This is a genomic window from Paraburkholderia sp. GAS33 (assembly GCF_050436645.1).
Classification (GTDB): domain Bacteria; phylum Pseudomonadota; class Gammaproteobacteria; order Burkholderiales; family Burkholderiaceae; genus Paraburkholderia; species Paraburkholderia phenazinium_B.
In genome coordinates this window covers 238298-252492 of the sequence record NZ_JBNDMP010000003.1, presented here as the reverse complement: position 1 = coordinate 252492, position 14195 = coordinate 238298, and the positions used below count along the sequence as shown (strand labels likewise).

General features: G+C 62.4%; 11 protein-coding genes. 6 read left to right on the top strand and 5 right to left on the bottom strand.

Features of this window, described 5'->3' with window-relative positions; all coding sequences use genetic code 11:
* Positions 1 to 18 precede the first annotated feature (18 nt).
* The 3 genes from P3T24_RS11325 to P3T24_RS11315 all read right to left on the bottom strand — a co-directional run bounded on the left by P3T24_RS11325 (position 19) and on the right by P3T24_RS11315 (position 3658).
* On the bottom strand, positions 19 to 978 hold the full coding sequence (locus tag P3T24_RS11325) for a GlxA family transcriptional regulator (protein ID WP_429434576.1): 960 nt from the start codon (positions 976 to 978) through the stop codon (positions 19 to 21).
* 232 nt (positions 979 to 1210) lie between these two features.
* Complete coding sequence (locus tag P3T24_RS11320; protein WP_429434573.1) at positions 1211 to 2797, bottom strand: Na+/H+ antiporter; 1587 nt, start codon at positions 2795 to 2797, stop codon at positions 1211 to 1213.
* A gap of 135 nt (positions 2798 to 2932) precedes the next feature.
* Positions 2933 to 3658, bottom strand: a complete 726-nt coding sequence (locus P3T24_RS11315; protein ID WP_074266712.1) for a GntR family transcriptional regulator — start codon at positions 3656 to 3658, stop codon at positions 2933 to 2935.
* 160 nt (positions 3659 to 3818) lie between these two features.
* Here P3T24_RS11315 and P3T24_RS11310 point away from each other — a divergent pair, with 160 nt between their 5' ends.
* From P3T24_RS11310 to P3T24_RS11295, 4 genes are all read left to right on the top strand, one after another.
* Positions 3819 to 5039: a pyridoxal-phosphate-dependent aminotransferase family protein gene (locus tag P3T24_RS11310; protein ID WP_074266711.1), complete on the top strand. Its 1221-nt coding sequence runs from the start codon at positions 3819 to 3821 to the stop codon at positions 5037 to 5039.
* 180 nt (positions 5040 to 5219) lie between these two features.
* Positions 5220 to 6506, top strand: a complete 1287-nt coding sequence (locus P3T24_RS11305) for an MFS transporter (protein ID WP_074266710.1) — start codon at positions 5220 to 5222, stop codon at positions 6504 to 6506.
* 58 nt (positions 6507 to 6564) lie between these two features.
* Complete coding sequence (locus P3T24_RS11300; protein ID WP_429434570.1) at positions 6565 to 7329, top strand: 2-keto-4-pentenoate hydratase; 765 nt, start codon at positions 6565 to 6567, stop codon at positions 7327 to 7329.
* A 21-nt stretch (positions 7330 to 7350) separates the two neighbouring features.
* Positions 7351 to 10383 carry an FAD-binding and (Fe-S)-binding domain-containing protein gene (locus P3T24_RS11295; protein ID WP_429434568.1) on the top strand — a complete coding sequence of 1011 codons (3033 nt, stop codon included), beginning with the start codon at positions 7351 to 7353 and terminating at the stop codon, positions 10381 to 10383.
* A gap of 34 nt (positions 10384 to 10417) precedes the next feature.
* On the opposite strand, the gene P3T24_RS11290 is transcribed toward P3T24_RS11295, so the two are convergent.
* Complete coding sequence (locus tag P3T24_RS11290) at positions 10418 to 11368, bottom strand: helix-turn-helix domain-containing protein (protein WP_074266707.1); 951 nt, start codon at positions 11366 to 11368, stop codon at positions 10418 to 10420.
* 137 nt (positions 11369 to 11505) lie between these two features.
* Here P3T24_RS11290 and P3T24_RS11285 point away from each other — a divergent pair, with 137 nt between their 5' ends.
* Together P3T24_RS11285 and P3T24_RS11280 are read left to right on the top strand one after the other, a co-directional pair.
* Positions 11506 to 12402, top strand: a complete 897-nt coding sequence (locus P3T24_RS11285) for a DMT family transporter (protein ID WP_074266706.1) — start codon at positions 11506 to 11508, stop codon at positions 12400 to 12402.
* Positions 12403 to 12642: 240 nt separating this feature from the next.
* A complete protein-coding gene (locus P3T24_RS11280; protein WP_074266705.1) occupies positions 12643 to 12900 on the top strand; it encodes a hypothetical protein in 258 nt (85 codons plus the stop codon).
* Between the two features lie 15 nt (positions 12901 to 12915).
* On the opposite strand, the gene P3T24_RS11275 is transcribed toward P3T24_RS11280, so the two are convergent.
* Positions 12916 to 14139 (bottom strand): winged helix-turn-helix domain-containing protein, encoded by a 1224-nt coding sequence (locus tag P3T24_RS11275; protein WP_074266704.1) that lies wholly within the window; start codon positions 14137 to 14139, stop codon positions 12916 to 12918.
* Positions 14140 to 14195: the final 56 nt, after the last annotated feature.

Genomic DNA, 14195 nt, shown 5'->3' with positions numbered 1-14195 from the left:
TCTGCAGCGTCGCGCCGTTCACGCCGAGCGGAAGCGCTCCCGATACTGCATGGGCGTAGCGCCGATGCGCCGCATGAACACGATGCGCATGCGGTCGGCGGTGCCGAAGCCGCAGTCGTAGGCAATCGCCTTAAGCGCCGCCGGGCTGCTCTCGAGCAGTTTGCGCGCCGCGTCCACCCGTGCGCGCTCGACAAATTCATGTGGCGTCACGCCGGTCTCCTGCACGAAGACGCGGGCGAAATTGCGCGCGCTCATACCCGCGACGTCCGCGAGTCGTTTCACCGTGAAGTTTTCGCCGATATGGTCCATGACGTGCGCCTGCACTTTGGCAACCGCCGATGTTTCATCCGCAGGCGCGGTCAGATACGGACTGAACTGCGATTGACCCCCTTGGCGCTGGGCAAATACGACGAGGCGCTTGGCGACTGCGAGAGCGGTGCGTGGCCCGTGATCCTCGGCGACGAGCGCAAGCGAGAGATCGATGCCGGCCGTCACGCCCGCGGACGTGACGAGCTGTTCGTCACGCAGATAGATGCGGTCGAAGTCGACGCGTGCGTGAGGAAATTGCGCGGCCAGTTGCGCGGCGTGTTGCCAGTGGGTGGTCACGCTGCGTTCGTCCAGCAAGCCTGCGTGGCCGAGCGCGAAGGCACCCGTGCAGATCGACCCGTAGCGCTTGCAGCGCGCGGCGACGGTGGTAATCCAGGCGGTCAGGCGCGGCTCGGGCTCGTGCTCGGGCAGCGCGGGGCCGCCGGCCACCAGCGCCAGGTCGAAGCCTTGCTCGGCCTGCTCGAAGGTTCGATCTGCGACCAGCGTCATACCATTGGAGGCGCGCAACGTACCTGGCTCGGCGCTGACCAGGGTCACGTGGTAATGCGCTTCGGCGGGAAGAAACAGGTTGGCTTCCGAAAAGACATCCACGGGTCCCGCGACGTCGAGCGCTTGCACACCGGGGAAGATCGCGACGGCGACGGTTGGCATTGAATGTGACCTCGAATGGTGTTGTGACTACGTCGAAAAGGTGAGGATTTCCAGGGACTTGATCTTCACGCTCGTGTGATGACTCCGATGTCTTCACGCACACTTGCAGTGGTCCCGAAAAGTCTCACCTTGAAGTATTTCACACCCAGGACTTTGCGCGTTGCGTAGTGCGTATATCGCACGTGTTACGTCAAAGGTGAGGTTTTTCGGGACCTCGATTCGGAACCTCAAATCAGCCACGCCCGTGTTGCGCGGCAATCTCCTGCAAATCAAGATCGTGCTCGAGGATAGTGAGCAGGTCATCATCGATACACCCTGATCGATGCATCCGCAACAACTCCGTGCGCCCGGCGGCAATCGCGGCCAACACGACGTCATAGTGCGCGGCGCGTTCGTCGACGGGGTACGCGGCGTCGAGCTGATGCGCTTCGGTGATCCGCGCGCGGTAGCTGTACTGTTCGAGCAGGCGCGGATGAATGACGTTGCCCTGGGCATCGTGCACGAGCGGCTGGATAGCGGAGAGTTGCGCGGCCTCGAGGCGCGCCCAGGCTTGCGGCTCGCTCAAAAGGTTTTCGTCCCGCCCTGCCATATGCGCTGGTTTGACCCATCTGATCAGCGGTCCGATGGTGGTGCCTTGACCGAGCACCGTCACCAGAATCACAGCGAACGAGGCGACCAGAATCAGATCGCGGCCGGGCATCTCATCGGGTAAGGACAGGGCGATCGCAAGCGTCACCACTCCGCGCATCCCGGCCCAGCTCATGACAGTTGCCGAGCGCCAGTCGGGTGCGGCGTCGCTGCGTCGCAGGAGTGTGCAGAACGCGGTCTTCAACGCTTCTGAGCCGAACACCCACACGAAGCGCGAGAGTACGACGGCCGCGAGCACAGCGGCAACCGCCGGCGCGAAGGCGATCAGTGCATCACCCACGCCACCCAGACGGACAATCACGCCGCGCAGTGACAGTCCGATCAGAATGAACACCAACGCTTCCATCAGGAAGATAACGACCTGCCAGAACGCCGTGCCGCGCGTGCGTACCGCGGCGGAGAAAATCTCGTGCTGATACCAACCAAGCGTCATGCCGCAACTGACCGTAGCGATGACACCGGAGACATCGAGCATTTCGCCGGCGATATAAGTGATCCACCCGGCGAGTACCGACGCGGTGATCATCAGATAGTCGTCGTCGAGATAGGCAAGCAGCTTCACGACGAGGAAGCCGATTGCTCCGCCGACGGCGACACCGCCCAGCGCGAGGATCGCGAAGCTGGCGACGGCGTGGCTGGTGCTGAAGGTGCCTGTCAACGCCGCGGCGACAGCGAAGCGAAACAGGACGAGACCGGCGGCATCGTTCAGCAGGCTTTCGCCTTCTAACAGCACCATCAGCTGACGCGGCAGCGCGACGCGCTCGAGCACCGCTTTGGCGGCGACCGCATCGGGCGGCGAGACGATCGCGCCGAGTGCAAAACAGGCACCCCACGGCAGGCCCGGCACGACCTGATGCGCGACTACGCCGACCACCAGCGTCGTGAAGGCAACTGCGCCGATCGCAAGCAGCAGGATGCCGCCGAGGTTGCGTTTGAAGTCAGCCCAGACGGAGAAATAGGCGCCGTCCATTAGCAGGGGCGGCAGGAACACGATCAGCACGAGAGCGGGATCGAGCGTGACGGTGGGCAAGCCGGGAACGAAGGCCATTGCTGCGCCGCCTATTAACAAGGCGGCGGCGGGTGGCAAGCGCAGGCGCTTTGCGAGCAGTTGCAGTCCGATCATCGCGATGAGCGACAACAGGACCAGTTTGAAGGCCACAACGGAGGACATAGGGTGGTCTCGGCGAGTTCACGTTATGGGGTGGTGAACCTGCTTTCTACCATAGGTCGGTGGCCGCACTGAATGCGGGGGCGGGAGGGGCTCCGCGTGGTTGAGCGATGAGCTCTGTGGGCCGTAGTTAGCTCTTCAAGCCTTCAGCGGCGAAGCCGCCACATCCTCCTGCGACTGCACCTGCAGTACCGCATCGCGCTTGTCCAGCAAGTGCTGCCGCAAGATCGCGCTCAGCCTTTTACCGTCGCGCGCTTCGAGTGCCTCGAGCATCTCGCCGTGATCGTGAACCGCGCGATCCCACTTCGGAATCTGAAAGTTCGACCGAAACCGCAGCGCCTGCAACCGTCGGTTCACCGAAATATAAGTCTGCCGCAACGCCCCATTGCGGGCCGCTTCGTTGATCTTGTCGTGAATCGCCTGATTGCGGCTGTAGTACCCCGCCAGATCGTTCTGCGCGCGACACGCCAGCATCGCGTAATGCAACGCCTTGATCTCAGCCAGCTCTGCCGCGGTGATACGTTCGGCCGCCAGCTCGCCCGAGAACGCTTCGAGCCCGCTCATCAGCTCAAAGGTCTCGCGCAACTCCGCCTCCGACATCTTCGACACCGACGCGCCGCGGTTCGGCCAGATCTCGATCAGCCCTTCTGCCGCGAGCACCTTCAGCGCTTCGCGCAACGGCGTGCGCGAAATGCCAAGCGTCTCGCACAGCTCGCGCTCATTAAGCTTCTTGCCCGGCTCCAGTACGCCTTCGACGATAAAGCGCCGAATGTGCTCAACTACGGTGTCATGCAACCGTTGCCGCTCAACCTTCGGCATCAGCGGGCTGCTGGCGGTATCCGCGTCAAATTCCGAATTTTGCATACAAAAACCCTCACTATCATTGGAGGCGATTTTATAGGAAGCCGGCCCTTTAGGTAAGATAGCGGGTAAACACTGGTGTCAGCAACCCACGTTTGCCTTGGGTTAGTCATCGATCGTCTGATATAGTTTTTTGCATGCAAAATTCAATCGGAGAAGACCCATGCTGAAGCTCGACTTTCATCCTGCGGGCCGTCACTTCCTGCAGATTCCGGGGCCGAGCCCCGTGCCGGACCGCATCTTGCGGGCGATGAGCTATCCCACCATCGATCACCGTGGCCCGGAATTCGCCGCGCTCGGGTTGAAGGTGCTGGAAGGCATCAAGAAGATCTTCAAGACGCAGCAGCCGGTGGTGATCTACCCGGCTTCGGGTACGGGTGCATGGGAAGCGGCGCTGTCGAATACGCTGAGCCCCGGTGACCACGTGCTGATGTTCGAAACGGGCCACTTTGCGACGCTGTGGAAGAAGATGGCGGAAAACCTCGGTCTGAAGCCGGAGTTTCTCGGCTTGCCAGGTATCGAGGGCTGGCGCCGTGGCGTGCAGCCGCAAATGATCGAAGCGCGTCTGCGCGAAGACACGCAGCATGCGATCAAGGCGGTCTGCGTGGTGCACAACGAGACCTCGACGGGCGTCACTTCCGATATCGCCGCCGTGCGCCGTGCGATCGACGCGGCCGGTCACCCGGCCCTGCTGCTGGTCGACACCATCTCGGGTCTGGCCTGCGCCGACTATCGCCATGACGAATGGGGCGTCGACGTCACCGTGTCGGGCTCGCAAAAGGGTTTGATGCTGCCGCCGGGCATCAGCTTCAACGCGGTGTCGCCGAAGGCCGTCGCCGCCGGCAAGCAGGCGAAGCTGCCGCGCAGCTTCTGGGACTGGACTGAGATCATCGAGATGAACAAGTCCGGCTACTGGCCGTACACGCCGAACACGAACCTGCTTTATGGTTTGTCGGAAGCGCTCGAGATGATCCTCGACGAAGGGCTCGACAACGTCTTCGCGCGCCATGAGCGTCTCGCCGAAGCCTGTCGCCGCGCCGTGCGGGCGTGGGGTCTCGAGATCCAGTGCGCTGACCCTGCCGTGTATAGCCCGGTGCTGACGGGTGTGATGATGCCGGAAGGTATAGACGCCGACGCGGTGCGCAAGACTATCTACGAACGCTTCGACATGTCGCTCGGCACGGGCCTTGGCAAGATGAAGGGCCGTATGTTCCGCATCGGCCATCTGGGCGACTGCAACGACCTCACGTTGCTGGCAACGCTGGCCGGTTGCGAGATGGGCCTGAAACTGGCGGGTGTGCCGCTTGCGGCGAGCGGGTTGCCGGCGGCGATGGAATGGTTGACCGCTGAGGCACAACGGGCTGGTCTGAAAGCCGCGGCTTGAGCTGTCTGCATCACGGGTAAAGAGTAAAGGGGGAAGAGGAGGAGTCTTCCCCTTGCAGTAAACGGTCTTAGCGGCCGTAGCGGTCCACAAGGCGCTACGGCCACGCAGCGCACGCCAGGGAAATAACGACGCAGCGCGCCGTTTCAGGCACGCCGTCGATCGCAGCAACGGAGACAGACGATGAAGCGGTTTCGTGTGACCAGTGCGAGCAGTATCGTTCTAGTGATGCTCTGCATCATGTACTTCATTACCTATCTTGACCGTGTCAACGTCAGTACCGCAGCAGCTGGGTTCGGTAAGGAGTTCCAACTTTCACATACGCAGATCGGTCTGGTCTTTTCCGCATTTGCGTATCCGTATCTCGTGTTTCAGATCATCGGTGGCTGGGTAAGCGATCGCTTCGGCGCGAAGCGGACTCTGATCTGCTGCGGTGCGGTGTGGGCGGTGGCGACGATTCTGACCGGTCTCGCCGGCGGCCTCACATCGCTGCTTGCCGCGCGGTTGCTGCTCGGCTTCGGTGAGGGCGCGACGTTTCCTGCCGCGACCGCCGCGATGGCGCGTTGGGTCGCGAAAGAGAAACGCGGTTTCGCGCAGGGCATCACACACGCGGCCTCGCGTATCGGCAATGCGGTCGCGCCCGGCGCGATCGTTCTGGTGATGGCCACCTGGGGCTGGCGTGAGTCGTTCTACATCTGTGGGCTGTTCAGCCTGCTCTGGGTGATCGTCTGGGCGGTGACCTTCACCGAGCATCCGAAAGACCATCCGCGCATCACGTCCGATGAACTCGAAGTGCTTCCGGTACCCAAGCCGAGAGCTGCCAAGGTGCCGTGGATGGCCCTGTTTCGTCGCATGGCCCCGGTCACGATCGTCTACTTTTGTTATGGCTGGACCTTGTGGCTGTTCCTGAGCTGGATCCCCCAATACTTTCTGCATAGTTATCACCTCGACCTGCAGAAGTCGGCCCTGTTTGCCTCGACAGTGTTCTTCGCGGGCGTGCTCGGCGATACCCTCGGCGGCATCGTCACGGACAAGATTTTCACTCGCACAGGCAGCCTGAAACGTGCGCGTAGCTGGATGGTGTCCATCTGCATGCTGCTGACGCTGATCGTGCTGGTGCCGTTGATGTTTGCGCACAACCTGTACGTCTCGATGGCGTGTCTGTCCGCTGGGTTCTTCTTTGCGGAAATGACGATCGGACCGATGTGGGCGATCCCGATGGACATTGCACCGGAATATTCAGGCACTGCTAGCGGCATGATGAACACGGGCTCGGCGCTAGCCGCGATCATTTCGCCGGTCGTGGGCGGGTTCCTGATTGACCGCTTCGGTAGTTGGGAACTGCCGTTTCTCGGCAGCATGCTGTTGATGGGGATCGGTGTCGTACTGGCCTTCCGCATGCAGCCGGAAAGCAAGTTCGGACAGAGCGCGGCAGCGGGCGCTCAACCGGCGCCGGGCCTTAATGTCTGAGTCTGTGACAGGCTCTCGCGTCACGCAATTTCCAACCAATCACTCATCAAGAATCAAGATGAACTTTACCGATACCTCCCCCTTGAGCCAGCGCCTCGCCGAAGCGCGAGCACGTCATCAGACGCTCGACAGCCTGCCGCCGGAACAGATACCGGCCGATTTCGGCGCTGCCTATGCGATCCAGCACGAGATCCTGCGCTTGTCGGGCTCGGAGATCGGCGGCTGGAAGATCGGTTCGAAGTCCGAAACAGGACCGATCCAGGGTGCGCCGCTGCCCGCAGCCGACGTCTACGAAGACGGCGCCAGGCTGCCGCGCGACGCCTTCACGCCGCTCGCACTCGAGCTGGAAATCGCGTTCCGTTTCGGCCGCCGTTTCGAACCGGCGCAGGAGCCTTATAGCGAAGCCGAAGTGCTGGCGGGTATCGGATCGTTCGGTACAACGATAGAAATCGTCGCAAGCCGCTACGCCGCATGGCCGAACATCGACAAGCTCGCTCAACTCGCCGATTTGCAGAACAACGGCGCGTTGGTGGTCGGCGAGTTCGTGCCGTATCGTGAAGATTTTCCGTTTGTCGCACCGTCACTACGGTTCAGCTTCGAGGGGCGCAACGTGGTGGTCGAGGCCGCCAAAAATCCGGCCGGCGATCCGCGCCGGCTGCTTACGTGGCTCGTGAATCACTGTGCAGTGGTTCGGGGCATTGCGGTCACTCCGGAGATGGTGATCACGGCCGGCTCGTACACGGGGATGTTCTTTCCGCAGAGCGCAGGTACGGCAAGCGGTCGCATTGAAGGGCTTGCTCCAATCAGTGTGACGCTGTTCTAAAGTTTTTTTCAGGCTGACGCTATGACGAATGCCGCTTCCCCCTTACTCGTCAAACCGATTCATCTGGTGCCGTCCAGTTCCCGGATGACAACGCCGCTCGCCAGGCGATTGCGCGAAGCCCTACGCGGCGATGTGCTGTTCGACTCCGCAAGCCGTGGCCGTTACTCGACGGATGCGTCGATCTATCAGATCACGCCGATCGGCGTCGTCGTGCCGCGCGATCAGGACGACCTGCGCATTGCACTTGAAGTGGCGCGCAGCGAAAAGGTGCCGCTGCTCGCGCGCGGCGCCGGCACGAGCCAATGTGGGCAGACGGTCGGCGAGGCGCTGGTGATCGACACCAGCAAGTGGCTGAACAACGTCGTCTCGTTCGATGCCGAGGCGCGCACCGTGACGGTCGAGCCGGGCGTCGTGCTCGATCATCTGAACGCCTGGCTCAAGCCGCATGGATTGTGGTTTCCAGTCGACGTTTCGACGGCGGCGCAATGCACGATCGGCGGGATGGCGGGTAACAACTCGTGTGGCTCGCGCTCGATCGAATACGGCAACATGGTGCACAACGTCGAGGCCATTGAAGCGATCCTCGCCGACGGCAGCGAAGCGCGCTTCGGGTCGCTGAGAGACGCACCGCAAGGGGCGCGCTTGCAGGAGATCGTCGAAGGCGTGAAGCGCATCGCGACGCGCGAACGCGACGAGATCGTGGCGCGCGTGCCGAAGGTGCTGCGGCGCGTCGCCGGTTACAACATCGACGTGTTCGACTGCCAGAATCCACGCGCCTATACCGATGATGGCATTGCCAACCTCGCGCATCTGCTGGTCGGCTCTGAGGGGACGCTCGCGTTCAGCCGGCAGTTGACGCTGAGGCTCTCGCCGTTGCCCGCGCACAAGGCGCTCGGCGTGGTCAACTTCCCGACCTTCTGGCAGGCGATGGATCTGACGCAGCACATCGTCAAGCTGAAGCCGGTGGCGGTAGAACTGGTCGACCGCACGATGATCGATCTGGCGATCAGCAACCCGGCCTTCCGCCCGGTCATCGAGAAAGCGCTGGTGGGTCGTCCCGAAGCGATCCTGCTGGTGGAATTCGCCGGCGAAAATCGCGACGAGCAGCTGGCCGGTCTCAAGCAACTGACCGAGCTGATGGCCGATCTCGGCTTGCCCGATTCGGTCGTGCAGATGCCGGATGCCAACGAGCAGAAAGCCTTGTGGGAAGTCCGCAAAGCCGGCTTGAACATCATGATGAGCATGAAGGGCGACGGCAAGCCGGTGTCTTTCATCGAAGACTGCGCGGTGCCGCTCGAACACCTGGCCGAGTACACCAGCAAGCTCACCGAAGTGTTTCACCGTCACGGTACGGAAGGCACCTGGTACGCGCACGCGAGCGTCGGTACGCTGCACGTGCGGCCAATTCTCAACATGCGGCAGGACGGCGCGCTCAAGATGCGGGCGATTGCAGAAGAAGCCGCGGCTCTCGTGCAGGAATACAAGGGCGCGTATTCGGGCGAGCACGGCGATGGGCTGTGCCGTGGCGAATGGGTGGCATGGCAATACGGCCCGCGCCTGAACGAAGCGTTCAGCGAGATCAAGACGCTCTTCGACCCTGACAACCGTTTCAATCCGGACAAGATCGTGCGTCCGCCGAAGATGGACGACGCGCGCAATTTCCGCTTCGCGCCGGGCTATCGCGTACGGGCGCTGGATACCGCTCTCGATTGGTCCGCGTGGAACGTCGATCGTGATCCGCTTACCGGCGAGGAAACGCTGCCGGGTACCGGCAACGATCTCGCTGGCGGCCTCGGCAAGGCCGTCGAGATGTGCAACAACAACGGCCATTGCCGCAAGTTCGACGCGGGCACCATGTGCCCGAGTTATCGCGTGACGAAGGATGAGCAGCACGTGACGCGCGGCCGTGCCAATACATTGCGTCTGGCGATCTCAGGACAACTCGGTGAAGAAGGATTAGCGAGCGACGACGTCAAGGAAACGCTCGACCTGTGCGTCTCATGCAAGGGCTGCAAACGCGATTGCCCGACCGGCGTCGATATGGCGAAGTTCAAGATCGAGGCACGGGCGGCGCGCGTCAAGCGGCATGGTCTGAGTGTGCGCGACAGGCTGGTCGCGTTCATGCCGCGCTATGCGCCGTTCGCGAGCAAGGTGCCGGGGCTGATGGCGTTGGCTGAGAACGTGCCGGTGCTGTCCGGATGGTTCAAGCGCACGGTGGGTTTTGCGCCCGAGCGCCCACTGCCGCGTTTTCGCAAGTCGTTCCTGGCAGGGGCCGCTTCGACACGCGCGGCTCGTCCGGCGGGTTCGAATGCGCAAGTGAAAGAAGTCCTGTTGTTCGTCGATACGTTCAACAACAACATGGAACCGGAGAATGCGCGCGCCGCTCAGCAGGTGCTGGAGGCTGCCGGTTATACCGTGCACTTCAACACCCGCCAGGGCGAGCGGCCGGTGTGTTGCGGGCGTACGTTCCTCGCCGCAGGCCTCGTGGACGAGGCGAAGCAGGAAGCGCGGCGCATGCTTGATACATTCAAGCCGTTTGTCGATCGCGGTGTGCCGATTGTCGGACTCGAGCCATCGTGTCTGCTGTCGTTGCGCGATGAGTTTCTCCACTATGGTTTTGGTGAGGAAGCGCAACGGCTGTCGAAGTCGGCGTTCCTGTTCGAAGAGTTTCTGGTTAGCGAGCAGAAAACCGGGCGCGTGAAGCTCGACCTCAAACCGCTACCGACACAAAAGGCCCTCGTGCATGGCCATTGCCATCAGAAAGCCTTCGACGCATTCACGCCTGTGCAAACCGTGCTGAAGTGGATTCCGGAGCTGACGGTGTCGACGGTCGAGTCGTCGTGCTGCGGGATGGCCGGCAGTTTTGGTTACGAAGCTGAGCACTGTGCGACTTCGCAGGCGATGGCGGAGTTGTCGTTGCTGCCGGCGGTGCGCAAGATCGGTGCCGATACGGTGATGGTGGCCGACGGCACCAGTTGTCGGCATCAGATTTACGACGGCGCCGGCGTCGACGCTGTGCACGTGGCGCGTGTGCTGGCGATGGCCTTGAAGTAGGCAATAAGCCAGGCGTAGCCAGCCTTAGCCGACGCTACGCCGCCGTGCTCATCGCCTGGCGGAACAGTACGGGCGCCACGCCCACCGCTTCGCGGAAGCGGTGGCTAAAGTGGCTGGCGTTCGCATAACCGCAGCGCGCCGCGATCTGGGCGAGCGGCAACGCCGTGGTGCGCAACAGCAGCCGAGCCCGTTCGATACGCTGCTGGGCGATCCACGCAGCCGGCGGCAAACCGAACGATGTGCGGAACATACGCGCCAGGTGGTATTCCGACAGACAGGCCACATCGGCCAGATCGCCCAACGTGAGCGGCTGGCTGAGATGCGCGTCGATGTAGTCGCGTAGCCGCCGGCGCGTCGCCACCGAGAGACCGCCTCTGAGCTCCGCATCGGTACGGCTCACGCCTTGCGACTTCAGCAGCAGGCTCAATACTTCGTGCGCTGTTTCATTGGTCCTTAGCAGACCATCGGCGTCGTCCCATCTTTCCTCGGTTAACGACTGACACAGCGTAGCAATGCGCGCGTCTTCGAAATAGGTGCGGTCAGCCAGCGTCACTTCCCGCGGCTCGCGGTCCAACTCCCGCACGGCGCGTTGCGTGAAGTGTTCGGGCAAAAAATACAGATGCATGAAATGCATCTTGCCGCGCACCCACCAGCGCGATTCGTGGTCGCCGGGCAGCGCGCATAGCCGCGTCGGCGCGCCATACAGCCCCGGCATCTTTTGACGCTCGGTGCGATATCCGCCGTCGATATAGCACGACAGCGTGTGATGGCCCGGATTTTCGTAGACGGTTTCGGCTTCCTCCGTCTCGCGAGTCCACTCCGCCACCGCCAACTGGTCGCCAAGCCACGCGAAGCGCTGCAGCGTCGCGTTGGCGTCGCGCAGCGTGTGACACACCGACTGGATGCCAAATGGCGTCTCGGTGGAGTCGATCGCGGTGCCGGGCTGGATGGCGGTATTCACGGCTGAAGAAGTGGCGGATTGCATGGCTTACAGTATAGAGCGGACGGCGCAGTCGCCGCTCCGCACGGCCAAAAAGTGCGCAATCCTGGACAAGTAGTGGCTGGTCCGCAGGCGCAGACTCGGGTGGTCGAATCCCCGATTTTCATCCCGCAAGCGTTGCCATGAACCTGTTTCTTTATGCCTTAACCGTTCTGATCTGGGGTACCACCTGGATCGCCATCAAATGGCAACTCGGCGTGGTGCCGCCGCCGGTGTCGATTGCCTGGCGCTTCGGGCTCGCCGCGCTGATCCTGTTCGCAGTGCTGCGCATCATGCGCCGGCCGATCTGGCCGCCGCGCGCCGCTTGGCGATATCTCGCGGCGCAGGGCCTGGCGCTGTTCTGCTGCAACTTTCTGTGCTTCTACTACGCCGAGCAGGTCGTGCCGAGCGGTCTGGTTGCCGTGATCTTCTCGATCGCGCCGCTGCTGAATTCGATCAACGGCCGGCTGTTCATGGGACGGCCGCTGCAACCCACGGTTATCCTGGGTGCACTGCTCGGTCTGGTGGGCATCCTGTGCCTGTTCGTGCCGCAGATGGCCGGACACCTCGGCGACCAGACCGCGTGGCTCGGGATGGGCGTCGCATTGCTCGGCACGTTGTGCTTTTCCACTGGCAGCCTGCTGTCGAGCCGGATGCAGTCGATGGGTCTGCATCCGCTCGTCACCAATAGCTGGGCCATGCTGATCGGCGCCAGCATCCTGACCGTGGGCAGCGCCTTGGCGGGCTTGCCGTTCAGCGTCGAACCGGATGTGCGGTATCTCGGTGCGCTGGCGTATCTGGCCGTGTTCGGCTCGGTGGTCGGATTTACGGCCTATCTGATGCTGGTGGGACGCATGGGCCCGGAGCGTGCCGCCTATTGCACCGTGCTGTTTCCGATCGTGGCGTTAGCGGTCTCTACCGTATTCGAGGGCTATCGCTGGACTGTTTTGGCCGTCGTTGGTCTGGTACTCGTGGTGGCAGGCAACCTCGTAGCGTTCGATCTGACGCGGCGCTTCTTCTCGCGGCGCGCCGCTACCTGATCCGTCGCTTCCCCGCCGATTCCTCTGCGATCCACGGTGAGGCTTGAGTAGCCGCACCGCGCACCCTCATCTCTTTGAGGTGAGTCTTTTCGGGAATCGATTGCACTCAAGCCAATGCATCAACGCGTAAAGGTGAGAACGTTCGGGAGTGGCGTGCGGCGGATGGACGATCGATCCTGATCGGTATATAACAACATTAGAGATTCATTCACCACCGCCACAACTGAGAGACGCTCCATCATGACGCGTGATGTTTCGCAAAAGCAGGAAGCGGGCGAACGGCCTGATCTCGAACACCTTGACGCAGCTGTCAGCCACGTCGATCAGTTGGTGAGTTCGGGCGGCATTGCATCGGGCGCAGCCAGAGGTCTGCTGTACAGCCTGATCGAGACGCTCGGCACCCTGGTGGGCGACCCGGATTTGCCCGAGCACGCCCGTTCCGGCTATGAAGGCCTGCTGGAAACGGCGCGCGAATTACGGGTCAAGCTCGATCACTGAAATTGATCAGTCGATTCAGGCTTCCACACTTTCCTGCGCTGCTAACGCTTCGAGCAGCTCGGGCGGCGCCGACGTGATCTGCACTTCCGGCGTGCCATGCCAGTCGGCGCAACGCTGGATGGCGCGCCGGAGATCGGCGGCGAGACGGCCGCTGACGCGTACTCCCGGTTCCAGATGAAGCGCCTTCAACTCGAAGATGCCGCTCGTGCGATGCGCCTTCGCATCGGCCCGGCCAATCAGCTTGCCGCGGTTCAGAATCGGCAGCACGAAGTAGCCGTATTTGCGTTTGGCGGCGGGCGTATAGCACTCAATCACATAGTCGAAGTCGAATAGCGCCGCGGCGCGCTTGCGATCCCACACCACCGGATCGAACGGCGACAGCAGGGTCGTGACCGTCGAGGTCAGTTTGCCGCTCGCCGCATCGTCGATCAGCGGCGCGAACTCCTGATGCACGTACGTATCCTGCTTCCATCCTTCGACGCGAACCGGAACCAGCTCTCCTTGATCGGCCAGCGCGTGCAAGGCTTCGACATAGGGTCGACGCGGCAGCCGGTAGTAGTCAGCCACCCAATCGGCGCGCGCCACGCCTAACGCCCGGCAACTGCGTCGCAACAGTTCCGGCTCGACCGCCGCCGCCGGTTGCAGATCGCGTTTGTCGTTCCAGCCCGGCAGCACCCGCTCGGTCAGGTCATAGACGCGATGAAAATTGCGCCGCTCAGCCACCATCAATTCGCCGATGGCAAACAGCACTTCGAGGTGGCGCTTCTCCGGCTTCCAGTCCCACCAGCCGTTACTCTTACCGGCCTCGCGGACGAAATCTGCCGAACGCACCGGCCCATTCGCGCGGATCTGCTTGAGCAGCTGGTCGATCTCCTTGCGGTACTGCTTGTGCCACTCGCCTGCGTATTTCCAGCCCATCCCGCTCGGGTCGAGCATGCGGTGACGTAGCAGACCGTAGTCTTCGATCGGCAACAGACAGGCCTCGTGCGACCAGTATTCGAACAGCTTGCCTTCGGCCAGATGCTCGTCGAGCCACTGCGGCGTGTACGCACCGAGGCGGCTGAACAGGACGAGGTAAGGGCTGCGCGCGACGACGTGAATCGTGTCGATCTGCAACTGCGCCATGCGGCGAATCGCGTCGATGACGTCAGCTTTGGTGGCTTTGCGGCGCGGCGGGGTCAAGAGACCTTGCGCGGCCAGATGGAGGGTGCGGGCGGCGGATAACGGGAGAGTCTTCACGCGGTCGATCGCTGAATGGATGGAGCCCGCGCAGTGGCGCGCTGGCGTAGTAGCGG